Origin of the sequence: Kitasatospora sp. NPDC051853, from assembly GCF_044452665.1 — a bacterium.
Taxonomy (GTDB): domain Bacteria; phylum Actinomycetota; class Actinomycetes; order Streptomycetales; family Streptomycetaceae; genus Kitasatospora.
In genome coordinates this window covers 178,025-204,683 of the sequence record NZ_JBITBY010000006.1, presented here as the reverse complement: position 1 = coordinate 204,683, position 26,659 = coordinate 178,025, and the positions used below count along the sequence as shown (strand labels likewise).

27 protein-coding genes and 1 pseudogene are annotated in these 26,659 nt (G+C 73.0%); 14 read left to right on the top strand and 14 right to left on the bottom strand.

Annotated elements, in window-relative coordinates:
* Positions 1 to 22: 22 nt before the first annotated feature.
* Genes ACIA8O_RS19015 through ACIA8O_RS19005 form a run of 3 tightly spaced genes read right to left on the bottom strand, consistent with a single transcriptional unit; the run spans position 23 to position 3,134 of the window.
* A complete protein-coding gene (locus ACIA8O_RS19015) occupies positions 23 to 883 on the bottom strand; it encodes a carbohydrate ABC transporter permease (protein WP_396295031.1) in 861 nt (286 codons plus the stop codon).
* Positions 880 to 1,788, bottom strand: a complete 909-nt coding sequence (locus ACIA8O_RS19010) for a carbohydrate ABC transporter permease (RefSeq protein ID WP_396295030.1) — start codon at positions 1,786 to 1,788, stop codon at positions 880 to 882. Before ACIA8O_RS19010 ends, ACIA8O_RS19015 begins: the two co-directional genes overlap by 4 nt.
* The gene (locus ACIA8O_RS19005) at positions 1,785 to 3,134 is read right to left on the bottom strand and encodes an ABC transporter substrate-binding protein (protein ID WP_396295029.1); all 1,350 of its coding nucleotides are present in this window, start codon (positions 3,132 to 3,134) and stop codon (positions 1,785 to 1,787) included. The genes ACIA8O_RS19010 and ACIA8O_RS19005 overlap by 4 nt, the downstream gene beginning before the upstream one ends.
* A 234-nt stretch (positions 3,135 to 3,368) precedes the next feature.
* On the opposite strand from ACIA8O_RS19005, the gene ACIA8O_RS19000 reads away from it, so the two are divergent.
* The 6 genes from ACIA8O_RS19000 (at position 3,369) to ACIA8O_RS18975 (ending at position 9,651) form a co-directional block, all read left to right on the top strand.
* The gene (locus ACIA8O_RS19000) at positions 3,369 to 5,261 is read left to right on the top strand and encodes a DUF2264 domain-containing protein (protein ID WP_396295028.1); all 1,893 of its coding nucleotides are present in this window, start codon (positions 3,369 to 3,371) and stop codon (positions 5,259 to 5,261) included.
* Complete coding sequence (locus ACIA8O_RS18995) at positions 5,258 to 5,998, top strand: sugar phosphate isomerase/epimerase family protein (protein WP_396295027.1); 741 nt, start codon at positions 5,258 to 5,260, stop codon at positions 5,996 to 5,998. The genes ACIA8O_RS19000 and ACIA8O_RS18995 overlap by 4 nt, the downstream gene beginning before the upstream one ends.
* Positions 5,999 to 6,123: 125 nt before the next feature.
* Complete coding sequence (locus ACIA8O_RS18990; protein WP_396295026.1) at positions 6,124 to 6,432, top strand: trypco2 family protein; 309 nt, start codon at positions 6,124 to 6,126, stop codon at positions 6,430 to 6,432.
* Positions 6,433 to 6,437: 5 nt separating this feature from the next.
* Positions 6,438 to 7,928 carry a hypothetical protein gene (locus ACIA8O_RS18985; RefSeq protein WP_396295025.1) on the top strand — a complete coding sequence of 497 codons (1,491 nt, stop codon included), beginning with the start codon at positions 6,438 to 6,440 and terminating at the stop codon, positions 7,926 to 7,928.
* A 134-nt stretch (positions 7,929 to 8,062) separates the two neighbouring features.
* A complete protein-coding gene (locus ACIA8O_RS18980) occupies positions 8,063 to 9,346 on the top strand; it encodes a hypothetical protein (protein WP_396295024.1) in 1,284 nt (427 codons plus the stop codon).
* A 95-nt stretch (positions 9,347 to 9,441) separates the two neighbouring features.
* Positions 9,442 to 9,651, top strand: a complete 210-nt coding sequence (locus ACIA8O_RS18975) for a hypothetical protein (protein ID WP_396295023.1) — start codon at positions 9,442 to 9,444, stop codon at positions 9,649 to 9,651.
* A 2-nt stretch (positions 9,652 to 9,653) separates the two neighbouring features.
* Here ACIA8O_RS18975 and ACIA8O_RS18970 read toward each other — a convergent pair whose 3' ends face one another.
* The 4 genes from ACIA8O_RS18970 to ACIA8O_RS18955 all read right to left on the bottom strand — a co-directional run bounded on the left by ACIA8O_RS18970 (position 9,654) and on the right by ACIA8O_RS18955 (position 12,176).
* Complete coding sequence (locus tag ACIA8O_RS18970) at positions 9,654 to 10,109, bottom strand: GNAT family N-acetyltransferase (protein ID WP_396295022.1); 456 nt, start codon at positions 10,107 to 10,109, stop codon at positions 9,654 to 9,656.
* A complete protein-coding gene (locus ACIA8O_RS18965; protein WP_396295021.1) occupies positions 10,106 to 10,681 on the bottom strand; it encodes a hypothetical protein in 576 nt (191 codons plus the stop codon). The genes ACIA8O_RS18970 and ACIA8O_RS18965 overlap by 4 nt, the downstream gene beginning before the upstream one ends.
* A gap of 613 nt (positions 10,682 to 11,294) precedes the next feature.
* Positions 11,295 to 11,687 (bottom strand): hypothetical protein, encoded by a 393-nt coding sequence (locus tag ACIA8O_RS18960; RefSeq protein WP_396295020.1) that lies wholly within the window; start codon positions 11,685 to 11,687, stop codon positions 11,295 to 11,297.
* A gap of 336 nt (positions 11,688 to 12,023) precedes the next feature.
* On the bottom strand, positions 12,024 to 12,176 hold the full coding sequence (locus ACIA8O_RS18955; protein WP_396295346.1) for a hypothetical protein: 153 nt from the start codon (positions 12,174 to 12,176) through the stop codon (positions 12,024 to 12,026).
* On the opposite strand from ACIA8O_RS18955, the gene ACIA8O_RS18950 reads away from it, so the two are divergent.
* The gene (locus ACIA8O_RS18950) at positions 12,124 to 12,660 is read left to right on the top strand and encodes a lasso peptide biosynthesis B2 protein (protein WP_396295019.1); all 537 of its coding nucleotides are present in this window, start codon (positions 12,124 to 12,126) and stop codon (positions 12,658 to 12,660) included. The two genes, ACIA8O_RS18955 and ACIA8O_RS18950, sit on opposite strands and share 53 nt — an antisense overlap.
* A 7-nt stretch (positions 12,661 to 12,667) precedes the next feature.
* Positions 12,668 to 13,219 carry a GNAT family N-acetyltransferase gene (locus tag ACIA8O_RS18945; protein WP_396295334.1) on the top strand — a complete coding sequence of 184 codons (552 nt, stop codon included), beginning with the start codon at positions 12,668 to 12,670 and terminating at the stop codon, positions 13,217 to 13,219.
* A 252-nt stretch (positions 13,220 to 13,471) separates the two neighbouring features.
* Here the strand turns inward: ACIA8O_RS18945 and ACIA8O_RS18940 are convergent, their stop codons facing one another.
* Together ACIA8O_RS18940 and ACIA8O_RS18935 are read right to left on the bottom strand one after the other, a co-directional pair.
* A complete protein-coding gene (locus tag ACIA8O_RS18940) occupies positions 13,472 to 13,987 on the bottom strand; it encodes a DUF1877 domain-containing protein (protein WP_396295018.1) in 516 nt (171 codons plus the stop codon).
* Positions 13,988 to 14,107: 120 nt separating this feature from the next.
* On the bottom strand, positions 14,108 to 14,782 hold the full coding sequence (locus tag ACIA8O_RS18935) for a DUF998 domain-containing protein (protein WP_396295017.1): 675 nt from the start codon (positions 14,780 to 14,782) through the stop codon (positions 14,108 to 14,110).
* 148 nt (positions 14,783 to 14,930) lie between these two features.
* Between ACIA8O_RS18935 and ACIA8O_RS18930 the strand changes: the two genes are divergently transcribed.
* The 5 genes and pseudogenes from ACIA8O_RS18930 to ACIA8O_RS18910 all read left to right on the top strand — a co-directional run bounded on the left by ACIA8O_RS18930 (position 14,931) and on the right by ACIA8O_RS18910 (position 18,450).
* Complete coding sequence (locus tag ACIA8O_RS18930; protein ID WP_396295016.1) at positions 14,931 to 15,254, top strand: YciI family protein; 324 nt, start codon at positions 14,931 to 14,933, stop codon at positions 15,252 to 15,254.
* 76 nt (positions 15,255 to 15,330) lie between these two features.
* Positions 15,331 to 16,578, top strand: a pseudogene (locus ACIA8O_RS18925) (RNA polymerase sigma factor); the annotation flags it as partial.
* Positions 16,579 to 16,707: 129 nt separating this feature from the next.
* Positions 16,708 to 17,340, top strand: coding sequence for a hypothetical protein (locus ACIA8O_RS18920; RefSeq protein ID WP_396295333.1), 633 nt, complete (start codon positions 16,708 to 16,710; stop codon positions 17,338 to 17,340).
* A gap of 190 nt (positions 17,341 to 17,530) precedes the next feature.
* Positions 17,531 to 17,974 (top strand): peptidase inhibitor family I36 protein, encoded by a 444-nt coding sequence (locus ACIA8O_RS18915; RefSeq protein WP_396295015.1) that lies wholly within the window; start codon positions 17,531 to 17,533, stop codon positions 17,972 to 17,974.
* Positions 17,975 to 18,012: 38 nt separating this feature from the next.
* Positions 18,013 to 18,450: a peptidase inhibitor family I36 protein gene (locus ACIA8O_RS18910; RefSeq protein WP_396295014.1), complete on the top strand. Its 438-nt coding sequence runs from the start codon at positions 18,013 to 18,015 to the stop codon at positions 18,448 to 18,450.
* Positions 18,451 to 18,487: 37 nt separating this feature from the next.
* On the opposite strand, the gene ACIA8O_RS18905 is transcribed toward ACIA8O_RS18910, so the two are convergent.
* The gene (locus tag ACIA8O_RS18905) at positions 18,488 to 19,552 is read right to left on the bottom strand and encodes a substrate-binding domain-containing protein (RefSeq protein WP_396295013.1); all 1,065 of its coding nucleotides are present in this window, start codon (positions 19,550 to 19,552) and stop codon (positions 18,488 to 18,490) included.
* Positions 19,553 to 19,682: 130 nt separating this feature from the next.
* Here ACIA8O_RS18905 and ACIA8O_RS18900 point away from each other — a divergent pair, with 130 nt between their 5' ends.
* Entirely contained in the window at positions 19,683 to 21,650 is a 1,968-nt protein-coding gene (locus ACIA8O_RS18900; protein WP_396295012.1) for a carbohydrate binding domain-containing protein, read from the top strand.
* 72 nt (positions 21,651 to 21,722) lie between these two features.
* Here the strand turns inward: ACIA8O_RS18900 and ACIA8O_RS18895 are convergent, their stop codons facing one another.
* The 4 genes from ACIA8O_RS18895 to ACIA8O_RS18880 all read right to left on the bottom strand — a co-directional run bounded on the left by ACIA8O_RS18895 (position 21,723) and on the right by ACIA8O_RS18880 (position 26,430).
* Complete coding sequence (locus ACIA8O_RS18895) at positions 21,723 to 24,005, bottom strand: PAS domain S-box protein (RefSeq protein ID WP_396295011.1); 2,283 nt, start codon at positions 24,003 to 24,005, stop codon at positions 21,723 to 21,725.
* Positions 24,006 to 24,135: 130 nt separating this feature from the next.
* Positions 24,136 to 24,513: a toxin Doc gene (locus ACIA8O_RS18890; RefSeq protein ID WP_345286792.1), complete on the bottom strand. Its 378-nt coding sequence runs from the start codon at positions 24,511 to 24,513 to the stop codon at positions 24,136 to 24,138.
* Positions 24,510 to 24,737 carry a hypothetical protein gene (locus tag ACIA8O_RS18885; protein WP_396295010.1) on the bottom strand — a complete coding sequence of 76 codons (228 nt, stop codon included), beginning with the start codon at positions 24,735 to 24,737 and terminating at the stop codon, positions 24,510 to 24,512. Before ACIA8O_RS18885 ends, ACIA8O_RS18890 begins: the two co-directional genes overlap by 4 nt.
* A 73-nt stretch (positions 24,738 to 24,810) precedes the next feature.
* Complete coding sequence (locus ACIA8O_RS18880; protein WP_396295009.1) at positions 24,811 to 26,430, bottom strand: ABC-F family ATP-binding cassette domain-containing protein; 1,620 nt, start codon at positions 26,428 to 26,430, stop codon at positions 24,811 to 24,813.
* Between the last annotated feature and the right edge of the window lie 229 nt (positions 26,431 to 26,659).

Genomic DNA, 26,659 nt, shown 5'->3' with positions numbered 1-26,659 from the left:
ACGGAGGTCTCCTGGTAGAGGGTCACTTGACGCTCCCTGCGGTCAGTCCGGCCTTCCAGTGGCGCTGGAGCACGACGAAGGCGATCACCAGCGGGAGCACGGCGAGCAGCGAACCGGTGACCACCAGGGGGTAGTACTCGGGGAAGGCGCGGGTCTGCGCGTTCCAGCTGTAGAGGCCGAGGCTGACCGGGAAGAGCCGGCTGTCGGAGAGCATCACCAGCGGGAGGAAGAAGTTGTTCCAGATCGCGGTGAACTGGAACAGGAACACGGTCACGAAGCCGGGCATCACCATCTTCAGGCCGATCGACCAGAAGGTGCGCAGCTCACCGGCGCCGTCCATCCGGGCGGCCTCCAGCACCTCGCCGGGCACGTAGCCGGCCACGAACACCCGGGCCAGGTAGACCCCGAAGGGGTTGACCAGGGAGGGGATGAAGACCGACCAGAAGGTGTTCACCACGCCCAGTTCGGAGGCGAGCAGGTACATCGGCAGGGCGAGCGCGGTGGTGGGCACCAGCACGCCGAGCAGCACCAGGCCGAAGACCTTCTCCTTGCCGGGGAAGTCGTAGACCTGGAAGGCGTACCCGGCGCAGACGCAGACCAGGGCGCAGAGCAGGGCCCCGATCCCGGCGTAGAGCAGGGAGTTGAGGTACCAGCGGAAGTAGATGCCGTCGCCGCTGGTGGCCAGCGCCTGGAGGTTGGCGCCCAGGTGCCAGGTGTCGGCGGTGAGGGCGCGGCCGCCGATCAGGTCGCCGGTGTCCTTGGCGGCGGCGGTGACCAGCCAGCCGAGCGGGAGCAGGGTGTAGAGGGTGGCCAGCAGCAGGGCGCCGTTGACGGCGGCCTTGGAGAGCGACCAGGGGCGGCGGGCGGTCGTGGTGGTGCTCATCCGGCGTTCGCCTCCTTCCGGCCGCGGCCGAAGCGGGTGACCAGGAAGGAGAGGGCGGCGGCGGTCAGGGCCAGCAGCACCGAGGCCGCGGCGGCCAGGCCGTAGTCGCCCTTCTCGAAGGCGGCGGTGTAGGCGTACATGTTCGGAGTCCAGGTGGAGCTGACGCCGGGTGAGGCGCCGTGCAGGATCATCGGTTCGGTGAAGAGCTGGAGCGAGCCGATCACGGTGAACAGGCCGACCATCGTGATCGAGGCCCGGATCAGCGGGATCTTGACGCTCAGCGCGGTGCGCAGCGGCCCCGCGCCGTCCACCACGGCGGCCTCCAGCACCTCGCGCGGGATGGCCTGCAGCGCGGCGTAGAAGATCACCATGTTGTAGCCGGTCCACTCCCAGAGCGCGATGTTCACCACGGCGGGGAGCGGGTGGCCGAGCAGGTCGGGCTGGGTGCCGAGGCCCTCCAGGGCGCCGATCACCGGGCTGATGCCGGGGGTGTACAGGTACATCCAGATCAGCGCGGCGATGATGCCGGGCACCGCGTGCGGCAGGAAGAGCGCCAGTTGGAAGAAGCGGCGGGCCCGGGCCAGCGCGGAGTCCAGCAGCAGGGCCAGGCCGAGCGCCAGGCCGGTCATCAGCGGGATGTAGAGCAGGCAGTACTGGGCCGTCGTCAGGAAGCCCTCGCGGAACGCCTGGTCGGCCAGGGCCCGGGTGTAGTTGCCGAGGCCGGTGAAGACCGTCTCCGAGCCGCCGAAGCCGAGGCCGGAGCTGCGCTCGCTGTGCAGGCTGAGCCAGAGCGCGTAGCCGATCGGGACCAGGGTGCAGGCGGTGAAGAGGAGCAGGAACGGGGCCAGCAGGGTGGCGGCGGCCCCGTTCCCGCGCTTCCTCCGCCGGGTGACGGAGGTGGTCACTCGGCGACCTTGAGGCCGCGGTTCTTCAGCTCGGCCACGGTGGCCTTCTGGGCGCCGTCCACGGCCTGGCCGAGGGTGGTGCCGCCGGACAGCTTGCCGAAGGCGTCCTTCAGCGAGGTGTTGGTGGCGCCCATGGCGGGGCCCCAACTCCAGTTCGGCTTGATGGACTTGGCGGCGTCCTGGTAGATCGCGTAGATGTCCTGGCCGCCGTAGAAGGCGGTGTCGAAGGCCGCCTTGGCGACCGGCACCAGCTCGGGCGCGGCCGGGTAGGCGGAGGAGGTGCCGGAGGCGATCCGGGCCTTGATGCCCTCGGGGGTGGTGGTGGCCCAGGTGGCGAACTCGACGGCGGCCTTGGCCTTCTTGCTGTCCTTGGAGACGGCGAAGGTGGTGCCGCCCAGCATGCCGCTGGCGGGGCTGCCGTCCCAGGTCGGGATCGGGGCCACGGCCCACTTGCCGGCGCCGTCCGGCACCGAGGACTTGAGCACGCCGCCGCCCCAGGAGGCGCCCAGGTAGCCGGCCGTCTCGCCCTTCTGGAGCGAGGCGGTCCACTGCTGGCTGAAGGAGGGCATGGAACGGACCAGGTCCTCGCCGATCATCTGCTGCCAGTAGTCGGCGACCTTGGTGGTCTGCGGGGAGGTCAGGGCGATCTGCCAGGAGTCGCCCTTGGTCCCGAACCAGGTGGCCCCGGCCTGCCAGGCGAGCGCCTCGAAGGTGCTCGGGTCGTCGGGGAAGAAGGTGGCGATCCGGGTGTTGGGGTCGGCCTGCTTGAGCTTCTGGGCGGCGGTGCGGAACTCGTCCCAGGTCTTGGGGGCCGCGGTGATGCCGGCCTTCTCGAACAGGTCCTTGCGGTAGTAGAAGGACTGCGGGGCGGCGTCCAGCGGCAGCGCCCAGTTCTTGCCGCCCAGGGTGGTCAGCTCGACGGCCTGCGGCAGGTACTTGGCCTTGAGGTCGGGGGTGACCAGCTTGGAGATGTCCTGCACGGCGCCCTGGCTGACGAAGTCGGGCAGCTGGGGGTACTCGACGTTGAAGACGTCGGGGGCGTTGCCGGCCTTCACCGCGTTGGCGATCTTGGCGTAGCCGCCCGCGTTGCCGGAGGGGATCTCCTCGAAGGTGATCTGGACGTTCGGGTGGGAGGCGTTGAACGCGGCCACCACGTCCTTGGTGCCCTTGGCCCAGCCCCAGAAGGTGAGCGAGACCGGCTTGCCGTCGGTGGCCTGCTCCCCCGTGGCCGCCTGGGTGGAGCCGGAGCCCGACCCGCCGCTGCCGCAGGCGGTGAGCAGGGTGAGCGAGAGCGCGCAGGCGCCGAGCAGGAGGGCTCTGCGGGGGCGGGCGGGGGAAGAAGGCATGGCTCGGCTCCTGGCAGTGAGGGGGGATTGCACCGCTTTGGCGTCGGATCGCCGCTCTTACGGCGGTCTGACGAGGTGTGACGCCATCTTGGGCCGCCCTCCGATCGGAGTCAAGAGATCTGGATCGAATGATCCGATCTGATCTCTTGTCCGATCATTCGATCGCCTGACCTTGACGGGTGATCACCCTGCTCCTAGATTCGGCCCGGTAAGCCCCGGACGGAGGACACCCCCATGCCCGCTCCCGTGCCCGTCGCCGCGCCCGCCCCCGCGGCCACCCCCTTCCCGCTGCCCGCCGAGGACCGCGTCCTCAGCCCGCACACCGGCTGGACCAGGGCCCACTGGGAGGCCGCCGCCGACGGCCTGCTGGCCGCCGTCCGCCCGTACGCCTCCCCCGGGCTGGCCCGGATCGACCTGCCCGGCCCCCGCCCCAGCTGGTCCGGCCCCGCCTCGGACGGCCTGGAGGGATACGCCCGCACCTTCCTGCTCGCCGCCTTCCGCACCGCGGGCGCCCGGGGCGCGGACCCGGCCGGCCTGCTGGAGCGCTACGCCGCCGGCCTGGCCGCCGGCACCGACCCGGCCTCGGCGGAGGCCTGGCCGCGGATCACCGACCGCGGCCAGCCGATGGTCGAGGCCGCCTCCGTCGCACTGGCCCTGCGCCTCACCCGCCCCTGGCTCTGGGAGCGGCTGGACGCACCCGTCCGGCTCCGCGCCGTCCGCTGGCTGGCCGCCGCCCTCCACCGCGAACCGGTGGACAACAACTGGCACCTCTTCCCGCTCACCGTGGCCGGCTTCCTCGCCGAACTCGACACCACCGACCCCGGACTGCTGGAGGAGGCGGGCACCGACGCCGCCGCCTGCTCCGCCGCCGTCACCCGCGGCCTGGCCAAGCTGGACGGCTGGTACCTCGGCGAGGGCTGGTACACCGACGGCCGCCCCCGCGCCGTCGACCACTACAACGGCTGGGCCCTGCACCTCTACCCCGTGCTCCACGCCCACCTGGCCGGGGACGCCGGGCTGCTCGCCCGGTACGGCGCCCGGCTCGCCGCCCACCTGGAGGGCTACGCCCGCACCTTCGGCGGCGACGGCGCCCCGCTCCACCAGGGCCGCTCCCTGATCTACCGTCACGCCGCGGCCGCCCCCCTCTGGCTCGGCGCCCTCACCGGCCACACCCCGCTCGCCCCCGGCACCACCCGGCGGCTGGCCTCCGGCGCCCTGCGGCACTTCCTCGACCGCGGCGCCGCCGACCACCGCGGCCTGCTCACCCTCGGCTGGTACGGCGCCCACCCGCCGATGGTCCAGCCCTACTCCGGCCCGGCCTCGCCCTACTGGTCGAGCAAGGGCTTCCTCGGCCTCCTCCTCCCCGCCGACCACCCCGCCTGGACCGCCACCGAACAGCCCGCCCCCGCCGAACAGGCCGACACCGTCCTGCCGTTGGCGGCCCCGGGCTGGCTGGTGCAGTCCACCGCCGCCGACGGGGTGGTGCGCGTCCACAACCACGGCAGCGACGACCAGCCCGCCACCGGGGACCCCCTGCCCGACGACCCGCTGTACGCCCGCTGCGCCCACTCCACCGCCACCGGGCCGACCTTCGATGCCGAACTCTCGGACAACCACTTCGCGTTGACCCTCGACGGGGCCGCCACCGGACGCGGCCGGATCACCCCGCTCGGCACCGGACCCGGCTGGGCCGCCTCGCACTCCACCCCGGCCGAGGGCCTCCGGGTGACCTCGCTCACCCTGGCCCACGGCCCCGACGAGGTCCGCGCCCACCTGGTCACCGGCGCGGCCCCCGGCACCCCCGCCCGCCAGACCGGCTGGGCGGTCACCACCCCCCGCCTGCACTCCTCGCTCCACCCCGTGCACGGCTACACCGCCCTGACGGCCCACCACCTCCCGGAGGGCACCGCCTACGGCCCGGACGCCACCCTCCCCGCCCTCACCGGCACGGTCACCGACGGGCTCTTCGTCTGCACCGCCCGCCTCACCGGCACCCCCGACCGCCCGTCCCCCGACCGCCCGTCCCCCGCGGTCACGGTCACCGGCACCACCCTGCACGTCCACTGGCCCGACGGCTCCTCCGTCACCGCCTCGCTCGGCGACGCCACCGTGGAGGTACGGCCGTGAAGTGGGCCTTCTCCACCCTCGGACTGCCCGGCCTCCCCGTCCCCGAGGTCCTCCGACTCGCCACCGACCACGGCTGGGACGGCGTCGAGCTGCGCTGCACCCCCGGCGAACCGGTCCACCTCGGCCTCACCCCCGCCGAACGCGCCGCCCTCGCCCGGCGGTTCACCACCACCGGCGTCCTCCCCCTCGCCGTCTGCTCCTACCTCGGCATCGCCGAACCGGGCGAGGACGGCCCCGTCCTCGCCGACCTCACCGCCCACCTCCGGCTGGCCGCCGACCTCGGCTCCCCCTTCGTCCGGGTCTTCCCCCGCGGCACCGACGCCACCGCCGTCCGCCGCCTGACCGCCATCGCCCCGACCGCCACCGCCCTCGGCGTCCGCGTCCTGGTCGAGACCCACGACACCCACCGCTCCGCCCGCGCCGTCGCCCGCCTCACCACCGCCGTCGACTCCCCCGCCGTCGGCGGCCTCTGGGACCTGATGCACACCCACCTGGCCGACGAGACCCCCCTCGAATCCCACACCGCCCTCGCCCCCTGGCTCGGCTACACCCAGGTCAAGGACATCGCCTCCCCCGACGACCTCACCCCCCTCCCCCTCGGCACCGGCACCCTCCCCCTCACCGCCTGCCTCTCCCAACTCCCCCCGACCGCCTGGGTCTCCTGGGAGTACGAGGCCCCCTGGCACCCCACCGCCGCCCCCTTCGCCCCCCTCCTCGCCCTCCCCCGGCCGCACTGATCACTTCGGAACTCCGCTCGGGTCAACAGGAGTTGCCAAAAGTTCATCCACGAAAGACGGTCAAAGACCGTACGCCGCCCGGGTCGTGGCCGTACGATCGGCGCCTCTGGACCAAGGGGGCGGGAATGACGGGCAGAATCGGGCTGACCGAAGCCGTGGCGGCGTTGCAGGAGGAGCTGGCCGAGGCCGCGAGGGCGGCCGAAGGCCGGGACCTGCGCTTCCCGGTGGAGGGGGTGACCCTGGAGTTCCAGGTCGCCGTCACGCTGGATGCGCAGGCCGGCGGCAAGGCGAAGTTCTGGGTGCTGGAGCTCGGAGCAGACTCCGGGTACAGCAGGGAGACGGTGCAGACCGTGACCTTGCAGCTCGGCCCCCCGGTCGACCGCGACGGCGAATCCGTTCTCGTGAGCTCCCGGCCCAGCGCAGAGCGTCCCTGACACCGATGCCGGACAGCAAGTACGCCGTCGAAGTGCTCCACTGCTCCGGGACCGGCGAGGCCGCCCGGTGGACCGTGTCCTCCGGATACTGCGTGGGCGGCCGGCACGTGCTGACGGTCGGTCATGCGGTCGGACCGGGCGAAGTCGTGGTGCGCTTCTGGGGCGGCGCGGAGTACCCCGCCGAGATCGTCGCGCACGGCGGGGAGCACACCGACCTCGCCCTGCTCATCCTGACCGGGGCGGATGCGCCCGAGGCGCCGCAGGTCCGTTCCCGAGGGGTGGACACCTCCCGGGCGACCAGCTTGGCGTGCCAGGGGTTGGGCTACCCCTGGTGGAAGGAGGGCGACAAGCCCCGTGGTCCCGGTTCGCGGCCACGCGGGCGCGCCCAACTGGTCGGGTACGTCCCCACCGCCGAGGGACAGGTGGGCGGCAGGCTGACCTTCCACCTCAAGGCCGCACCGCGCGATGCCCGGAACGAGTCGGTGTGGCCCGGCATCTCGGGCACGCTGGTCTTCGCCACCGACGGCCGGGGCGGTGAGTTCGCGATCGGAGTCGTCACCGAGCACCGGTTACGCGAGGGCGTCAGCGCGCTGACCGTGGAGCCGCTGGCGACGGTCGAGCGTCTCGCGCCACCCGAGCGCAAGCTCTTCCGTGCCGCCCTCGGCGGACCGGAGGACGGCCCGCCTCCGTTGCTCAGCGGTACGGCGTACCCCGGCCCCGCGCGGCCCTCGCGGCTGGTCGTGGCCGGGCGGGTGCTGCTCGCCTCGGTCCTCTCCTCCGCCCTGGTCGCCGGTGCCCTGTGGTGGAACGCCCGGGGCCCGACGGAGAGCGGCCCGGCCCTCAGGACCGTGCTCAGCGGAGTCGGCACACCCGGGGACCTCCAACGCTGGTGGGTGTTGAAGGACCCCCTTCCGAAGCCCGCCCCGGACACCACCATCGGCGAACTCGCGGCCGTGCACGAAGGCGCCCCGATGGTCGAGGACACCGTGAGGTTCACCCTGGAGGGGAATCGGCACCGGACGGTGATGGTCACCGACATCGGTGCACGCGTCCTCGACCGGACCCGGCCCTACGACGGTGCGGCGTACGGAACCGAATCGGCAGGCGGCGTCGACGCGTTGGTGGTCGGCCTCGACCTGGACGAGGCGCAGCCCCGCGCCCGCGCCTACGACCAGGACAAGCGCACCCTGGGCGCTCCCCACTTCGATCGCAACGGCTTCGGGCTCACGTTCCAGGAGGTGGCGCCGGTGACCGTCTCGGTCTTCGCGCAGCGGGACCTGATCCACTACGTGCTGGTCGTCTCGTACACCGTGGACGGCCGGGCCGGGAAGACCGAGATCACGGGCGAGGGCGGTCGGCCGTTCGTCCTGTCCGGCCTCCCGGACCGCGTGGGCGGCGCCTACGTCTCGCCCCCGGACGTCAGCGCCAAGGGGTGGAAGACGGTGGGCAGCAACCGCTCCGACTTCGGTGCCCTCGCGGTGGGGCTGCGTCCCTGATGCGCCGTGACACGAAGGTCGTCGTCGGCATCCTGCTGTTCGGCCTGCTGGCCGCCGGCGCCGTCCTGTGGCACGGCCGGAAGCCGTCCGATCCCGCCGGTCCGGTGGCGATCTTCCCCAGGGACCCCTGTCAGGTGCTGACCGTCGAGGACCTGATGGCCTCGGCCGACGTCGCGGAGGACTCGTACTTGCGCAAGCTCCCGGTGATCGCCAGCGGCACCCGGGTGTGGAGCACCGACCGATTCGGCTACATCGACATCGCCTACCAGACCGACCGGCGGTCCTGCTTCTACGAACAGAAGACGATGGACGCTCCGTTCAAGCCCCCGGCTCCCTACCAGGACGCGCATTGGGAGGCGGACTGGCAGTACGGGCACGTCGCGGACTCCGAGTGGGAGCGCGGGAAGCGGCAAGTGCTGGCCGACGACACCTGCCGCTTGACGGACGGCCCCAATGGATCACGCGAGGCCCTGTGGTGCGGAGCGGACGGGCTGTTCGTCCGGCGCGGCACGATGATGTTCGGGTTCCGCATGATGCTGGGTCTGCTACGCGCGGACGGCGAACCCAGCTCGCTGACACACTCGGAACTGGCCGCCTGGCGGCTGGCGGAGCGGGTCCTCGACCGGTTCGACCACGGCGTCTACCCGTCGTCTCCGCCCACCGACGGGCCCGCGTACGGCAAGAACGTGCTGATCGCCCTCCCGTACAGCGGGGCGAGGCCTGCCGTGACGGGGACGGCCCTGGTGGCCGACACCTGCCCGGCGATGCGCCCCGACTCCGCCGGCGGTGCGGCTGTCCGCGTACCGCAGGACGTCACGCTGCCGGACGGGGTCACGCTTCCGCGCGGCTGGGTCGTCTACGGCGTCGCCGTACCCGGTGAGAGCCCCGAGGTGGTCTACCTGGCCGGTTTCGGGGCACCTTGCGCGGTCCTCGGCAGCGGCGTGTTCATCGGCGAACCGAACTTGAGACGCATGGTCGTCGCTTTTCTCCCGCCCCGTACCGGTCCGGAGCGGGCTGCCAAGACCATCTGTGGTGCCGACGACCCGGTGGCGGCGGCCCTCCTGGTCCGCAGGCTCGGGCTTCCCGACTGCCCGCCCGCCAACCCGGTAGCCGACACAGTGGTGCGAACGATCGACACCGGCGACCCCGACCTGGTCGTGACGGTGACCCGGACCAGGGTGCGGAGCAGTTCCGACGTGGAAGTCGACACCTACGTCTTGAAGACGTACGTGGTCGACACCGGGCGACGCACCGTCGACCTGCAATCGGTCCACTGCGGCAACGGCAGCGATCTCCGTGCTTCATGCCAGGGCACCTTCGGCCTGTTCCTGCTGAAAGGATCCCGGCTCGGCACACGGCTGGGCGCGGACCGCTACTCGACCCTCCTGTCGAACCTCGCCGCAGCCATGGCCGACTGACAGGGAACGGCACGTCACCCCGCCGAAGGGCGCCGACACCGCCCCCGATCTGCGATGATTCCCCCTCACGGCACCTACCGCCCGGGGTGGAGAACATGATCGGTCCGCTGCTCGTCGGCCTGCTGGCCCTCGTCGTGTTCGGCTGCGTCTGCACCGTCTGGGCCGACCGCGGCGGCCCCCGCTGGACCCGTGGCGTGGCCACCGCCACCCAGATCCTCGCCGCCACCGCCCGCGCCTTCGCCAAGTCCGACCGCCGCCGGGGCGACGGCCGGAGCACCGGCGGGGACGGCGGCGACGGTTCCTGAGGTCAGATCAGCTCCAGGACGCCGACGATCTCACCGTCGCTCAGTTCGCCGGTCGGGCGGAAGCCGAGACCCAGGTAGAAGTTCTCCGGGCTGGACGGGCCCTGGTGCCAGGTGACGAAGAGGCGGCGGCCGCCGCGGCGGCGGATCTCGGCGGCCACCTCCTGGACGGCGAAGCGGCCGTAGCCGCGGCCCTGGGCCTCGGCGGAGATGTTCAGCCGCCACAGGCCCGAGCGGATGTCACCGCTGCCGTCGCCGAACCAGTCGATGTCCAGGAAGGCCATCAGGAAGCCGACCACGCGGTCGCCGTCCAGGATGAGCCGCGGCCAGGCCACCCCGGGGTGGACGTACGCCTCCGCGAGGGACTTCACCACTGACGAGACCACGTGCTCCTGCTCCGGGTGCACGCGGACGGCGATCGCGCTGTCCAGGTTGTCGGGAGTGATCTCGGCAAGGCTCATTCTGCTCGGCATACTCGCAGCTTAGGGACCCTTCGGCCGGAACCGCGGCACCAGGGTCCCCCGGGGCGGCTCAGTCCCCCCGCCAGGTCCAGGATCCGCTGCGTCAACTTCGGGTGGCTCCAGCCGGCGCCGGACGCGGCGGGCGGCAGCAGGCTGGTGGCGGCGAGGCCTGGCAGCGCGTTCACCTCGATGCACATCGGCTCACCGGAGGCGTCGCAGCGGAAGTCGGTGTGCGAGTACGCATCGGCCCCGAAGCCCAAGGCACGATGGGCGGCCGGTGCCAGTTCCCGGAGCCGGGCCGCGAACCCCTCCTCCACCGGCGCGGGACAGAGCTCCCGCACCGCCCCCGCCCGGTACTTGGCCGCGTAGTCGAACAGCGGCGTGGTCAGCTCGATCTCCACCGCCACCGTGAACTCCCGCCCTGGCAGGAACGGCTCGACCAGGAACTCCAGCCCCCGCCCGGCCACTTCGTCCGCCGCCCGCTCCAACTCGGCCTCGGTACCGACCCGGTGGACCGAGACGCCGGCCACGTCGGCGGCCGGCTTCACCACCACCGGCCTCTGCTCCAGCAACTCCCGCACCGCCTTGGGGACTTCCCGCTCCTACGGCTCCCAAGGCACCCGCCGCACCACACCCTGTTCCGCCGGCGCCGGCGGAACGGAGGGCGGGAGGGGATGACGCAGGGTCAGCCGGAGCATCGGGGCCGACGGCAGGGGACGGGGCGTCAGCACCGGGTGGAGGAGAGGAGCGTCGCCCGGCCCGGCTCGGCCGAGCAGTGACCGGGCCGGGACCGGCAGGTTCTGGGGGGACGTCGGCACGGGGCCGGGCGACGGGGCCCGGCAGACGGGCTGTGACCAGCCTCCGGGGCGGCCGAGCGGGCGTCAACCTCCGGATGGGAACAGTGCCCGAGGGCTCACCGGCGGCTGCCTCCGCGGACATCCGGGCCGTCGCCGGCCGGGCATCCGGGCAGCTCACCACGGGTGAGGGAACGGATGCGGGGAAGTACCGAGTGCCCGCGGAACGGGCCCGGAGGCCGCCGGGACGCGGTCCGTGCCGCAGCGGGAGGCGCTGCGGCGACCCTCCGGGCAGCGGGCGGCGTCCGGAAGGGCAGACTCCGGACGCCACCCGCGGGGGGCCGTTGACGCGGGGTGCGTCGGCGGCCCCCGTGCCCGTCCACGGACGTGGTCACGGGCGGAGCTGGAAGGCCGCGGTGAGGGTGTAGCCGACCAGGGCGCTGAAGAAGGCGACGGCCGTGATGTGACGGGGCGTCACCGGCAGCCCCGCGAGCGCCGGGTAGAGCAGCACCGCGATGCTCGCGCAGACGTCCGCCGCGTACAGCCCCAGCGGCGGCAGCACGTGGGTGGTGCGGGCGGCCCAGCCGGTGGCCACCAGGAAGCCGGTGAGCAGCACGAAGCCGGAGAGGATGCCGGAGCCGATGGTCAGCAGCACGGCGTGCGGCTCCGGTTCCGGCTCGCCCTCCACGGGCAGCGGCCGCGGACGGAAGCGGTGGCCGACGGCCAGGCCGGTCATCGCGACGGCGACGGCCGCGAGGGCGCCGAGTAGGGAGAGCAGGTTCACGAGCGGCTCCGGTGGTTGCGCAGGACGGGTTGCAGTAGCGCCGCCACGGCGGACGGCACCAGGACCACCAACAGCAGCACGGTGGACCACACCATCGGGTCCAACTCACCTGCGGGCGGCGGCAGTACGGGCGGAGACGGAGGCGCCGCCAGCACGACGGCCTGCGTCGCGGACGGCGACGGCGGAGCCGGCGGCACCGAGGTCGGGCTCGGGGACGGCCGCTCCGACCGCGACGGTGTGACGCGGGCGGCCGACGGCCGGGGCACGGCGGCCTCGGCGGGGGCGGACGTCGCCGACGGCGTGGGGGCGGACGCGACCGTCGGCGTCGGTGTCACCTCAGGCGTGGGCGTGGGCGTGGGCTTCGCGCTCGGGGAGGTGGACGGCGTCGGGGCCGGACTCTTCGAGGGCGAGGGCGACGGGCTGGGCGTCGGTTTCGGTGTCGGCGAAGGCGTGTGGCAGGACCACAGCCAGTGCGGCGGCCAGTGCCACGGCGGCCCGGCCGGCGGTGGGCAGGGCGGTGGGGGTGGGGACGGCAGGGGCGGAGACGGCGGGCAGTCGGGGACGTCATCCATCCGGCCGATTCTGCGGCCCACCGTGTCACCGTCTGCCAGTTTCACCGACCACGACACCCACACGGGTGACGGCGCATCAGCGCACAGGCCAGGAGCGGACCGTGCGCCCCCTGCCGCGCCCCGCCAACCCCGATCAGGCGAAGGCGGCCGTGCTCGCGGTCCGGTCCGCCGGCTGGTGCTCCCCGGCCCGCACCGCCTGCTTGGAGGTGTCCGCCGCCACCGTGCTGCTGTTGGCCGCCCGCCGCCTCTCCGTCACGTGGTGCCACGGCATCGCCGCAGATCCCGTGCGGCTGCACGCCTGGGTGCAGACTGAGGACGGCGTCCCGGTGGCCGAACCGCCCTCCACCCTCGCCTACACACCCGTCCTCACCATCGGAGCCCGCCATCACCGCCACCGCTGAGCCGATCATCTGGGTCCGCCACGACACCTGCGGCCTCGGCCCCTACCGCGCCGACCTCGTGGAGACCTACTGGCGGTGGGAACAGGACCCCGCCCTGCTCGTCGGCTACGGCCGTCAGCAGCCTGAGTCGCTGGAGGCCCGCACCGAGGGCATCGCCCACCAGCTCCGCGGCGACAACATCCGCTTCACCGTCTACGACCTCACCGGCGGGACGCCGGTCCCGGCCGGGGTCACCACGCTGCTGCCCGACCCGGCCGTCCGCACCGCCGAGTACGTCGTGATGATCGCCCCCGAGGCCCGCGGCAAGGGCCTGGGCACCGCCGCCACTCGCCTGACCTTGGACTACGCCTTCCACATCACCAACCTGCGGATGGTCTGGCTCAAGGTCCTCGCCCCCAACAAGGCCGGCATCCGCGCCTACGAGAAGGCCGGCTTCAAGGCCGCCGGGACCCTGCGCGAGGCTGGCTACTGGCTCGGCCAGGTCTGCGACGAGGTCATCATGGACGCCCTCGCCTCCGAGTTCACCGGCTTCTCGGCAGTCGTCACGCTCGTGGACTGAGGCTGCTGTCCACCAGCATCGAGGACCACGTCCGACAGGGCGTCAACTGATCATGTTCCCAACGGGTTCAGCGACATCCGAGCGTTGCGGATCGTCAGACCGCCCGGGCGGCGGCCGAACCGGTCGAGCAGACACCGCGTTGCAGGTCATCGACGAGCCGACCCAGGTGAGGTCGGGAGCATTGCGACCCCTGTCGCTGCTGGAGCGCGCACATCACCTCCTCGCTGCCACCGACACCGACTGACCGCTGCCTCAGTCCACCCAGGCCACCACGGCCAACTCCCGTGCGGCGGCCTCCCGGTAGAACTCCCGCAGGGCCGCCAGGTGCAGCGCGAGCCACTCCCGGACGTCACCGTCGACGGGCCCCAGCCCGCAGGCCTCCTCGACCAGTTCGCGCTCCTGCGGGAACGCGGCGAACACCGCCTCGGGGTTCACCGCGCCCAGGCGGGCCGCGAGTTCGGCGACCACCGGCGGGGAGAGCAGCGAGGGCGGGTCACCGAAGCGGTCGTAGACCTCCAGGTGGTCGAGGTACGGGATCTCCTCCGGACCGTCGCCGTCGATGCTCCGCTCCAGGGTGCGGAGCAGTTCCGGCTCCTCCTCCGCCCAGCGCAGGTAGCGGACCAACCCCCAGAGGGCCCAGTCGAGATCGAGCGTGTCGCCGTCCGGCGGGCCCCACCCCGGGTCGGCGTCGGGCGCGGCCGCAGCGGCACGGCGGCAGCCGTCGAGGTACGCGGTGCTCACGCGCGCGAGCTGCTGGTGGAGGGCCATGGCGGGAGTATCGCGGAACGCCCCCGGCCCGGGCACCCGAGATTTCCACGGGGCCGGGCCGGAGGATGCTGACGGCGGGTCAGGCGGTGCAGGTCGGGAGGTGCGGGGCAGGGGTGTGGGTCAGGCGGTGCGGCGCAGCCGGGCCGAGACCAGGGAGATCCACGCCATCGCGGTGATCACGCCGACGGCCAGGGTCAGCGAACCGGCCGGGCCGCCGCCCATCGCCCAGCCGTTGCCGAGCAGCAGGGCGGTGCCGGCGGTCCGGGAGAGGACGGCCGAGGTGCGGTCGCCAGCCAGGCGGAAGTGGCGGCCCAGGAGGTAGCAGGCCGCGATGAGGGAGAGGAAGGTGACCGAACCGGCCGCCATGTGGGCGTAGCCGTGCCAGCTGAGGGCGGCGGGCGGTCCGGCCGGGGTGCCGACCGGGAAGCCGTCGGCCGGGTCCATCACGAAGACGCCGGCCGCCACCATGCCGAGGCCGCCGAGGCGGACCAGCCGGGGCACCCAGGTGGCACCGGCCTGACCCCGCATCGCCTGGCGCAGCCCGGTCGCCCCTGCCGCCATCAGCAGGCCGGTGACCAGGAAGTTGGTGATCTGCACCCAGCCCAGCGGGCCGTTGCTCAGGATGCTGAGCGGGTGCCGGAGGACGGAGAAGCCCTCCCGGGTGAGGGCCTGGGCCGAGGCCACCACCGTCCAGACCGGCATCACCGCCGCGCCGAGGGCGAGCAGCGTGCGGGTACGGGGACGAGGGCGGGGGCGGGGGCGGGCGGTGACGGCCGAGGTGGTGTAGGTGGTCATGGCGGGTTCTTCCTCCGGGGTGGCGGGTGGTTCCTCACTCACACGTCGTCCGGCCGGTGTGACAGGGAACGCGGCCCGTTCCCTGTCACATCGCCTCGTTCGACGTACCGGTGGAAGCAGCAACAGCACCCACCCGAGGAGAAACCCCATGCGCTACCTGATGACCACCAACGCCGACGGCTCCACCCCCGACGAGAAGCTCTTCGCCGAGATGGGCGCCTTCATCGAGGAGCTGACCGCCTCCGGTGTCCTGCTGGCCACCGGCGGGCTGGACCCGGCCTCGATCCTGGTCTCCTCCTCCGGCGAAGAGATCACGGTGACGGACGGCCCGTTCGCCGAGGCGAAGGAGGCGGTGGCCGGCTTCGCCCTGGTCGAGGTCCGCTCGCAGGAGGAGGCGGTCGAGCTGGCCCGCCGCTTCCGCCGGATCGTCGGCGACGGCCAGAGCCGCCTCCAGCAGGTGTTCACCGCCTGATCCGCCCTCATGCCCGATCCACCCCCACCACACCGGCCCCGGCACGCAAGACACGCACCGGGGCCGGTGTGGTGGGATGAGGACCGTGCTGGATACCCGCCGGACGGTCGACGCGGTCTGGAAGCTGGAGTCGGCGAAGATCGTCGCCTCCCTGGTCCGGATGGTCCGCGACCTCGGGCTGGCCGAGGAGCTGGCCCAGGACGCCCTGGTGGCGGCGCTGGAGCAGTGGCCCCGCACCGGCGTCCCGGACAACCCGGGCGCCTGGCTGACCACCATCGCCAGGCGCCGGGCGGTGGACCACATCCGCCGCTCCCAGCTGCAGGAGCGCCGACAGGGCCAGCTGGCCCACGAGTTGACGCAGGAGCAGCTCCAGGAGCAGCACCAGGACCGGCCGCCGGACGACGACCCGGAGGACGTGCTCCGGCTGATGCTGGTCTCCTGTCACCCCGTGCTGCCGGCCGCCCAGCGGGCCGCCCTGACGCTCCGTCTGCTCGGCGGCCTCACCCCGGCCGAGATCGCCCGTGCCTTCCTGACCACCGGCCCGGAGGTCACCCGGCGGATCGCCGCCGCCAAGCGGACCCTGGCCGAGCACCGGGTCTCCTTCGAACTACCCGAGGGCGAGGAGCTCACGGGGCGGCTGGCCTCCGTCCTGGAGGTCGTCTACCTGATCTTCAACGAGGGCTACTCGGCCACCACCGGCGACGACCTGATGCGCCCCGGCCTCTGCCAGGAGGCGCTCCGGCTGGGCCGGCTGCTGGCGGTGCTGGCCCCGCGCGAGGCCGAGGTGCACGGTCTGGTGGCGCTGATGGAGATCCAGGCCTCGCGCTCGGCCGCCCGCACCGGCCCGGCCGGCGAACCGGTGCTGCTGCACGAGCAGAACCGGGGCCGCTGGGACCAGTTGCTGATCCGCCGCGGTTTCACCGCGATGCTCCGGGCCCGCGAGCTCGGCGGCCCGCCCGGCCCGTACGTGCTCCAGGCGGCGATCGCGGTCTGCCACGCCCAGGCGCCCACCGCCGAGGCCACCGACTGGGCGCAGATCGCCGCCCTGTACGGGGCGCTGGCCCGGCTGCTGCCCACGCCGGTGGTCCGGCTGAACCGGGCCGTCGCGGTCGGCATGGCCCGCGGCCCGCAGGCCGGGCTCGACCTGGCCGACGAGCTGACCGCCGAACCCGCGCTGCGCGACTACCACCTGCTGCCGAGCGTCCGGGGCGATCTGCTGGCCCGGCTGCACCGGCCGGCCGAGGCCCGGCCGGAGTTCCTCCGCGCGGCCGAACTCACCCGCAACGCCGCCGAACGCGCCTTCCTGCTCGCGCGCGCCGAAGCCCTCGACACCGCACGGCCGAGCACCTCGCGGCCGAGCACCTCGCAGGGCCCCGCCCTCGGCCCGGCCACCCGCGCCTTCCTGGCCCGCCCGGAGCTGGACGCCTCGACCGCCCGCTCCTACGGGCAGACCGTGCGGCGGCTCTGCCTGGCGCTCGGGGAGGGCCTGCCGCTGGACGGGCTGACGGCCGCTCAGGTGGCCGGGGTGTTCGCCACCGCCTGGGGCACGGCGGCCGCCCGGACCTGGAACCGGCACCGCGCGGCCGTGCGGTCCTTCGCCCTCTGGGCCGGACTTCCCGGGCTGGCCGGGGAGTTGGCGACGGCACTGGAGCGGCGGGCCGAGCCCGGACCCCGGGCCGCCGGGGCGGTCAGCCCGGCCCGGCTGGACGCGCTCTGCGCACTGCCCGGCACGTCGGTCCGCGAGCGCGTGCTGTGGCGGCTGCTCCACGAGTCCGGTGCCGGAGTGAAGGCCGTGCTGGCCCTGGACGTCGAGGACCTGGACCTGGAGGACCGCCGGGCCCGGAGCGGCGACGGCCGGCGCTCCACCATCAGCTGGCGCTCCGGCACCGCCCGGCTGCTCCCCGAGCTGCTGGCCGGCCGCACCCGGGGCCCGCTCTTCCTCACCGACCGCCGCCCCGGCCCGGCCCGCCTGCCCGCCGCGGACCTCTGTCCGGACACCGGCCGGGCCCGGCTCTCCTACGAGCGCGCCGAGTACCTCTTCAAGCGGGCCTCCGGCGGTCTCACCCTCGGGCGCCTCAAGCCCTGACGGTCCTCGGAGCTCTGCGGTCCTCACGTCTTGACGACCGCCCGGATGCGCTCCGTCAGCCAATCCTCCGTACCCTGACGGACCGTCAGATGACTGAGGCCGCCGGTACGGCCCGGGCGGCACTGTGGTGCTGCGCCCGGGAGAACGGACCCCGGGGCAGCACCTGACAGTGACCGCAGAGGAGTCCACCGTGAAGCTTCGCACCACCGCCGTACGTCTCGCCCTGGGAGCCGCCGCCCTGACCGGGGCGCTGGTCGCCTCGACGGTGCCGGCCAACGCCGACGTGCTCAAGGAGATCAACAACGGCTCCGGCAGCTGCCCGGCCAACTGGGTCTGCCTGTGGAGCGACAACGACTTCCACCGCGGCAACCCCAAGGGCGGCACCGACTACGGGTCCGTGGGCTCCGACCAGAACACCCCGGACATGGGGAAGATCGTCTTCGAGAGCAAGCTCTGGCGCTGGAAGGGGATGCAGGACGAGGCCTCCTCGGTGGTGAACAACACCGGGAGCAGCATCTGCTTCTACGAGCACAACAACTACGGCGGCGCGGAGTTCAGGATCGGGCCCCGGGAGAAGTGGGCCTCGGTGCCGGGCTGGATCAACGACAGGATCAGCTCCTTCAAGTACTGCTGACCACCCGTAGATCCCCTCCACAGAAGAAGAGGTACACCGTGTTCTCCAAGACCAAGCTCGCCAAGTTCGGACTCTCCGCCGCCGTCGCGGCCGGACTGGTCCTCACCCTCTCCACCTCCGCCAACGCCGCGAGCGTCTACGACATCAGCCACGGGGAGGGGTCCTGCCCCAACGGCTACGTCTGCCTCTGGCCGGAGGCCAACTTCATCGCGCACCACTTCGCCCTGGAGTCCAAGTACAGCGCCTTCGGGTCGAACCAGAACGTCGGCGACATGGGCAAGCTCGGCCGTGGCCCGGCCGGCGACAAGGGCATGCAGGACGTCACCTCCTCGGTCGTCAACAAGACCGGGAGCAGCATCTGCTTCTACGAGCACAACTGGTACGGCGGTGCCGAGTTCAAGATCGGCCCGCACGAGCAGTGGCCGTACCTGCCGAACTGGATCAACGACAAGATCAGCTCGTTCAAGTACTGCTGACGCGAGTACCGCCGGCGGAAGTACTGCTGACGCCGGCTCAGGCCGCGCCGCCGCAGGAGGTGCGGACCTTCAGGCTCGGCAGCAGCTCGATGTGGTGGGCGGGGAGGTCCGGCTCCCCGCCCAGCCGCCGGAGCAGCAGGGAGAGGGCGGTGGCGCCGACCGCCTGCTTGGGCGGGGCGACGGCGGTGAGCGGGGGCGCGGCCAGGGCGGCGAAGACGTCGTCGTAGGAGATCAGGGCGACGTCGGTGGGCACGTCCAGGCCCAGCGAGCGCAGCACGGGCGGGAGTTGGATGGCATCCTGGTCGTTGTGGACCAGCACCGCGCGGGTGCCCTTGCGGGCGGCGGCGGCGATCTTCTCGGCCACCAGGGCCGGGTCGGCGGGGCCGCCGCCGGGGCGGTGCAGGTCGATCACCGGGTGGGCGGTGAGGCCGAGCAGCTCGGCGCCGGCGGTGTAGCCGGTGCGGACCTGGTGGGCGGTCCAGGTGTCCTCGCGGGCGGCCAGCAGGACGGAGGTGTGGCCGAGGGCGGCCAGGTGACGCAGCGCCAGCAGGGCGCCGTGGCGGTGGTCGGAGACCACGGAGTCGAGTTCGGCGCCGGGGCTCTCGGGGGCCGCGCGGCGCTCGACCAGGACGGCGGGGACGGGGAGGCGGCCCAGCCAGGCGGAGTCCTCGGCGCGGCCGCCGGGCTGCCAGTTGGGGGTGAGCAGCAGACCGTCCACGCCGGAGTCGAGCAGGCGGGCGGCCTGCTCCTGGTCGTCGCGGGCCTCGTAGGGGGCGATGCCGAGCACCAGGCGGGCGCCGGCCTTCGCGGCGGCGGCCCGGGCGCCGGCGATCACCTCGTCGAAGTAGGAGCCCACGGTGGGCACCAGCATGCCGATCACCCGCTCGCCGGCGGGGACCGGCGCGGCCGGGTCGGCGGCGGCGAGCGAGACGGAGCCGTGCGAGCGGTTGAGGCGGCCGCTCTCGGCGAGGGCGGCGACATCGCGGCGGACGGTCACGGCGGGGATGCCGAGGCGGGTGGCCAGGTCCGCCACCCGGACCGTGCCGAGCTCGCGGACGGCCTCGGTGATGCGGGTCCGCCGTTCGTCGGCCGAGATGGTCATGGGCTTCCTTCTCCAGGTTCGCGGGTGCACGGGTCTGTCGCGACCGTCTGATCACTTTGTATCATTCGATCGCCGTTTGATCTAACGGTCTGCAGTGATCCGTTCACCGCTCAAGGAGTCAACCCCACTCATGCTCCTGCCTCGCATAGCCCTCACCCTCCTCGCGGTCACCGCCGCCGTCCTCCCCGCTCCGGCGGCCGAGGCCGCCGCGGGAGCCCACTACCTCGACTGCTCCGCGCCCACCAACGGTACCGGCACGGCCGCCAGCCCCTGGAACAACCTGGCCACCGCCAACGCCCACGTGTTCGGCCCGGGCGACCAGCTCCTCCTCAAGCGCGGCGCCACCTGCCTCGGCACCCTCAGGCCCCAGGGCTCCGGCGCCCCCGGCTCCCCCGTCACCCTGGCCGGGTACGGCACCTCCACCTCCCGTCCGGTGGTCCAGGGCGATGCGGCCTCCACCGAGAAGGCCGCCGTCCACCTCTACAACGTCGAGCAGTGGGAGATCCGCGACCTCGAGATCACCTTCCCCGACACCAACACCACCAAGCGCGAGCGCAACGGCCTGCTGGTGGAGATCGCCGACCTGCCCGACGGCGTCGGCACCCACTACGTCGCCGACGACCTCTACGTGCACGACGTCAACGGCGACACCACCAAGTGGTCCAACGGCATCCAGTTCCGGGTCTCCGGCCTGACCACGCCCACCAACTTCGACGACGTCCTGGTGAGCGACTCCCGGATCTCCCGGGTCGACCGCGAGGGCCTGACCAACCGCTCGACCTGGATGTGCCGCCCCTCCTACGGCACCGGCGACGGCTGCGGCACCACCGTCAACTGGCGGGCCTCCACCCGGATCGTCTTCCGCGGCAACACGATCAACGACACCGGCGGCGACGGCATCGTGGTCCGGGCCGCCGACCACGCGCTGGTCGAGCACAACACCGCCTACGACATCGCGATGCGTCCGATGGGCTCCAACGCGGGCATCTGGACCATCAACTCCGACGCCACCACCGTCCAGTTCAACGAGGTCCACCACGTCCGCCGCCTCGCCGACAACAACGACGGGATGGCCTTCGACTCCGACTACGGCAACAACGACGCCCTCTTCCAGTACAACTACAGCCACCACAACGAGGGCGGCTTCATGCTCTTCTGCGGCGCCTGCGGGGCCGGCTCCAGCTCCACCGGCACCGTGGTCCGCTACAACCTGAGCGTCGACGACCGCAGCCGCTGGCTGTACGCGGTGGGCGAGAAGAACGCCCGGATCTACCAGAACACCGCCTACCTGCCCGCCGGTTCGACCGCCGCGATCATCCAGGACGGCTCCGGTTCCACCATCACCCGGCTGACCAACAACGTCTTCCAGAACCTCGGCACCGGCGGCTACACCAACTACACCGCCGCCGACTACACCTGGCAGGCCAACACCCTCCACGGCAACCACCCGGCCAACGAGCCGGCCGACCCGGAGAAGTCCACCGCCGACCCGCTCTTCGCCAACCCCGGCGGCACCGCCCCCGAGGACTACCGGCTGACCGCCAACTCCCCAGCCCTGCGCACCGGTTCACCGATCGCGGGCAACGGCGGCCGGGACTGGTTCGGCACCGCCGTCCCGGCCGTCTGCCGCCCGGACCGGGGCTTCGCCCAGCTCTCCGCCTTCGACGACTCCACCTGCGCCCCGGTGGTCACCAACGCCGTCCGCAACCCCGGCTTCGAGGACGCCACCCTCTCCCCCTGGACGTACTACGGCGGCGTCACCCTCGACACCGCCAACGCCCACTCCGGCGCCCGCGCCGTCCGGGTCGGCCCGGCCCAGGCCGCCGCCGAACAGGTGATCGCCCTCGCCCCGAACACCACCTACCGCCTCTCCGGCTGGGGCCGGGTCTCCGCAGCGGGCACCGAACTCTCCCTCGGCGTCAAGCAGTACGACACCGCGGGTTCCACCACCCGGGCCGCCTTCACCGGCACCACCTACACCCAGGGCTCCACCACCTTCACCACCGGACCGGCCGCCACCAGCGCCCGCGTCTACTGCTACGCCCGCAGCGGCACCGGCTACGGCTGGTGCGACGACATCACGGTCGTCCCGGCCTGACCCGCGCCGACCCGTACTGCCCCTCGCCGGGCCCGTTCGCCGCACCACGGGGGACGGGCCCGGCCCCACCGCTCAGGACCGCAGGGTGAACCAGGTGGTCTTGCCCTCCTCGGTCGGCCGCACGCCCCAGCTGGCCGCGAGGGCCTCCACCAGCAGCAGGCCCCGGCCCGACTCGTCGTCCGGGTCGGCCAGCCGGGGCTGCGGCAGGTGCGGGCTGCGGTCGCTGACCTCCACCGTCAGCTCGGCGGCCGCCCGGCGTACCTGGAGGGCGAACGGGCCGCGGGCGTGCTTGATCGCGTTGGTCAGCACCTCGGAGACCAACAGCCGCGCGTCGTCCGCCAGATGGGCGCAGTGCCAGGCGGTGAGCGTCTTGCCGAGGAAGGCCCGGCCCTCCGCGACCGCCGAGGGGAGCCCCGGCAGGTCGGTGCCGGCCGTGGCCAGCGGGGCCTCCGGCAGCCGGGCCAGCAGCAGGGTGACGTCGTCGTCGTGGCCCCGCGCGTCGGGCAGCAGCGCGGCCAGCACCCGGTCGGCCGCCGCCTCCAGGCCGTCGTCCGTCTCGGTCCGGTCGGCGGGCGCGGCGAAGGCCTCGCCCAGGGTGCGGGTGAGCTCCGCCAGCCGGGACTCGATGTCCCCGCCGGGGGTCTCCACCAGCCCGTCGGTGTAGAGCACCAGGGCCGCGCCGGGCGGGACGGCGGTGCGGGTCTGCTGGTGCGGGATCCCGCCGACCCCGAGCGGTGCGCTGACCGGGGCCTCCAGCACCCGTACGCCCAGCGCCGGATCGACCAGCAGGGCCGGCAGGTGGCCGGCCGAACAGACCGTCACCTCGCCGGTGTCCGGGGCGAGCGTCAGGTAGCAGCAGGTGACCAGCTGGTCCGGCTGGTCCAGGTCGCCGACGATCGCGTCCAGCGCCTGCATCAGCTGTCTCGGCTCCATGCCGGTCTTGGCCAGGGCGTGGGCGGCGGCGCGTAGTTGGCCCATCACGGCGGCGGCGTCCAGGCCCCGCCCCATCACGTCGCCGATCACGATGCCGACCCGGCCGGCCCCCAGCGGGATCAGGTCGAACCAGTCGCCGCCCACCCCGGCCCCCTGGGTGGCGGGCAGGTAGCGGCTGGCGGTGGCCAGCCCGGGGATGGCCGGCGGGGTGCCCATCAGGCTGCGCTGGAGGGTCAGGGCGATGTGCCGCTGCTGCTCGTAGAGGGCGTGCAGCTCGGCCTCGGCCCGCTTGCGGTCGCTGATGTCGCGGACGATCGCGCAGGCGCCGTCCACCGTGCCGTCGGCGGCGTGGGTGGGCCACAGGGTGACGTCCACGTCCAGCAGGCGCCCGTCCCGGGTGACCCGCAGGGTCTCGAAGTGCTCGATCTTCTCGCCCCGGGCCAGCAGTTCCAGCAGCGCGTCGATCTCGTGCGCGTACTCGGGCAGCGCCAGCATCCCCACGTGACGCCCGATCGCCTCCTCGGCGGAGTAGCCGTACATCCGCTGGGCGGCGGCGTTCCAGTAGGTGACGTACCCGTCCAGGGTCTTGGCGAGGATGGCGTCCTGGGAGGACTCGACCAGCGCGGCCAGCTGGTTGATGTGCTGCTCGGCGGCCTTGCGGTCGCTGACGTCGCGCACCGCCGCCGACACCAGCAGACCGTCCGTGGTCTCCAGCGGGCTCAGGCTGATCTCCACCGGGAACTCCGTCCCGTCCTTGCGCAGCCCGTGCAGCTCCAACCCCGCACCCATCGGCCGCACCTGCCGCGCCGACGCATACCCCTCACGGTGCTTCCCGTGCAGCCCACGGAACCGACCCGGGATCAACAACTCCACCGGCTGGCCCAACAGTTCGGAACGACGGTAGCCGAACAACGACTCCGTCTGCGCGTTCACCAACCGGATCAGACCCGCCCCGTCCACGATCACCATCGCGTCCGGCGCCGCCTCCAACAACCCCCGGAACCGCTGCTCGGCGGCCTTGCGGTCGCTGACGTCGCGCACCGCCGCCGACACCAGCAGACCGTCCGTGGTCTCCAGCGGACTCAGGCTGATCTCCACCGGGAACTCCGTCCCGTCCTTGCGCAGCCCGTGCAGCTCCAACCCCGCACCCATCGGCCGCACCTGCCGCGCCGACGCATACCCCTCACGGTGCTTCCCGTGCAGCCCACGGAACCGACCCGGGATCAACAACTCCACCGGCTGGCCCAGCAGTTCGGAACGACGGTAGCCGAACAACGACTCCGTCTGCGCGTTCACCAACCGGATCAGACCCGCCCCGTCCACGATCACCATCGCGTCCGGCGCCGCCTCCAACAACCCCCGGAACCGCTCCTCGCCCGCCCCGGCCCCGCCCGTCGGCGCTGCGCTGCCCTCGTTCTCCACGTCGGCCCCAAACCGTCGTCCGCACTACGGTGAATCGGGCCATCACAGCCCAACTCCCGTTCCCCGCGCGGCCGCATGGCCGATACTCGCCCTCCGATGACCGGAACCGAGCGAGGCCGACCGGGTCCGGTCAGATCCGCCAGGACCTGATCCGGTCGGCGGCGGCGAAGATGTCGGCACGGGACTCCGCGACGTCGCGGGCGAGCTCGACCAGGGCGCCGTAGGGCGGGTCGATGCCCTCCTCGGCGGCGTGCATGTAGGCCGCCGTGGTCATGCAGGCGTAGAGGTTGTTGCGCACCGGCAGCGGGCGGAGCTGGACGATGGTGTGCATCAGGGCGGCCGCCCGCCAGGCCGGGTCGGGGTCGTGGCCGAGCTGGGCGGTGTTGACCCGGTGGCGGGCCACCGCGGCCTGGAGGGCCGAGTAGTCACTCACCGTCAGGTCCTCGGGGTAGGCCTGCTCCTGGACGTCGAGCAGCCACCGGATGTCGACGAGCAGCACGGTCCTCACGCCACCGGGCTCCCCGTCGTCGGCGCGTCCTCGGGGAAGGCCGCGTCGAACTCCTCGACGTGCTCGTTCCAGAACGCCACCGCGCGGTTCACGAAGACCCTGCGCTGCTGCTCCCGGACGCTCAGGTCGTGCACGTACGCCTTCACACTCTTGCCGTCGGCCGCCGCCGCCTCGCGGATGGCGGCGAGTTCGTGCTCCGTGTACTCGATGTTGAGCGCTGGCATGGGCCCGATGGTACCGAAGGGGTACCGGGGGCCGACAGACCCCCGGTACCCCCTGCTCGGCGGCAGCTCACCGTCACATCGGGTCGACGGTGCGCAGCCCCCGCTCGTCCAGCTCCAGCCAGCGGGTGATGCCGAGCCCGCGCAGGAACGGCACGTCGTGGCTGGCGACCACGAGCGCCCCCTGGTACCCCGAGAGCGCCTGGGTGAGCTGACGCACGCTCGCCAGGTCGAGGTTGTTGGTCGGCTCGTCGAGCAGCAGCAGCTGCGGCGGCGGGTCGGCCAGCAGCAGCGCGGCCAGGGTGGCCCGGAAGCGCTCGCCGCCCGACAGCGTCCCGGCCGGCTGCTCGGCCCGGGCGCCGCGGAACTGGAACCGGGCCAGCCGGGCCCGGACCGCGTTGTCCCCGGCCCCCGGCGCGAAGGCCTTGACGTTGGCCACCACGGAGAGCGCCCCGTCCAGCAGGTCGAGCCGCTGCGGCAGGTGCCGGACCGGCACCGGGGTGTCCAACAGGCCTTCCACGAACGGGACTTCGCCCGCGATGGTGCGCAGCAGGGTGGACTTCCCGGCCCCGTTGGTCCCGAGCAGGGCGATCCGCTCGGGGCCGCGCAGCTCCAGCGAGACCGGCTCGGCCGGCCCGCGGACCAGCCGCACCCGGTCCAGGCCGAGCACCGTCCGCCCGGCCGGGACGGCCGTGCGGGGCAGGTCGATCCGGATCTCGGCGTCGTCCCGGACGGCCTCCTCCGCCACCGTCAGCCGCTCCCTGGCCTCGGCCAGCTTCTCCACGTGCAGGCCGGTCACCTTGCCCGCGGTCACCTCGGCCTTGCGCTTGAGCGCCCCTCGGATGATCTTCGGGTCGTTCCGCTCGAAGCTCTTCTTCCGCCCGTAGCTGGCGCTGCGGTCCAGCTTGGTCCGGGCCTCCATCAGGTCCCGCTTCTGGCGCTGCACGTCGGCCTCGGCCACCCGCAGCAGCCGCTCGGCGGTCTCCTGCTGAGCGGCCACCGTCCGCTCGTAGTCGGCGAAGTTGCCGCCGTACCAGGTGACCGAGCCGTCCCGCAGGTCGGCGATCTGGTCCACGTGCTGGAGCAGCTCGCGGTCGTGGCTGACCACCACCAGCACCCCGTGCCAGCGCTCCACCGCCTGGTAGAGCAGTGAACGGGCGCGCCGGTCCAGGTTGTTGGTGGGTTCGTCGAGCAGCAGCACGTCCGGGCGGCGCAGCAGCAGTGCGGCCAGGTGCAGCAGCACCGCCTCGCCGCCGGAGAGCCCGCCGACGGTGCGGTCCAGGTCGAGCCGGCCGAGGCCGAGCCCGGCGAGGGTCGCGTGGGCGCGCTCCTCGACGTCCCAGTCGTCGCCGATGGCGGCGAAGTGGCGCTCCTCGACGGAGCCCGCCTCGATCGCGTGCAGCGCCTCACGGGTCTGCCCGATACCCAGGGCCTGGTCCACCCGCTGGGTGGTGTCCAGGGTCAAGTCCTGTGGCAGGTAGCCGAGTTCGCCACCGATCCGGACGCCGCCGGAGGTCGGTGCGAGCTCGCCCGCGAGCAGCTTCAGCAGGGTGGACTTGCCGGCCCCGTTCAGGCCGATCAGCCCGGTGCGGCCGGGGCCGACCACGAGCTGGAAGTCGTGCAGCACGCTGCGGCCGTCGGGCCACTCGAAGCAGAGGTCGGTGCAGCGGATGGAAACGGTGGTGGGTTGCGCCATGGTTGGCCTCCCGGTGGTCGCCGTGGTGGATGGGCACACGGGAGACACCGCTACGGGCACACGGCAGGGAGGACAGGGCTCTCCACTGAGGTCGCGCACGCGCACCGCCGGAGGTGACGTCATCACGGCGGGAACGGTGTCTCAGGACCTCAGTAGAGCAACGGCCTTCTCCAGTCTTGGGATTGCTTGCGAGCCGTGGACCACGGTAGGAGCCACCCGGTGGGGCCCG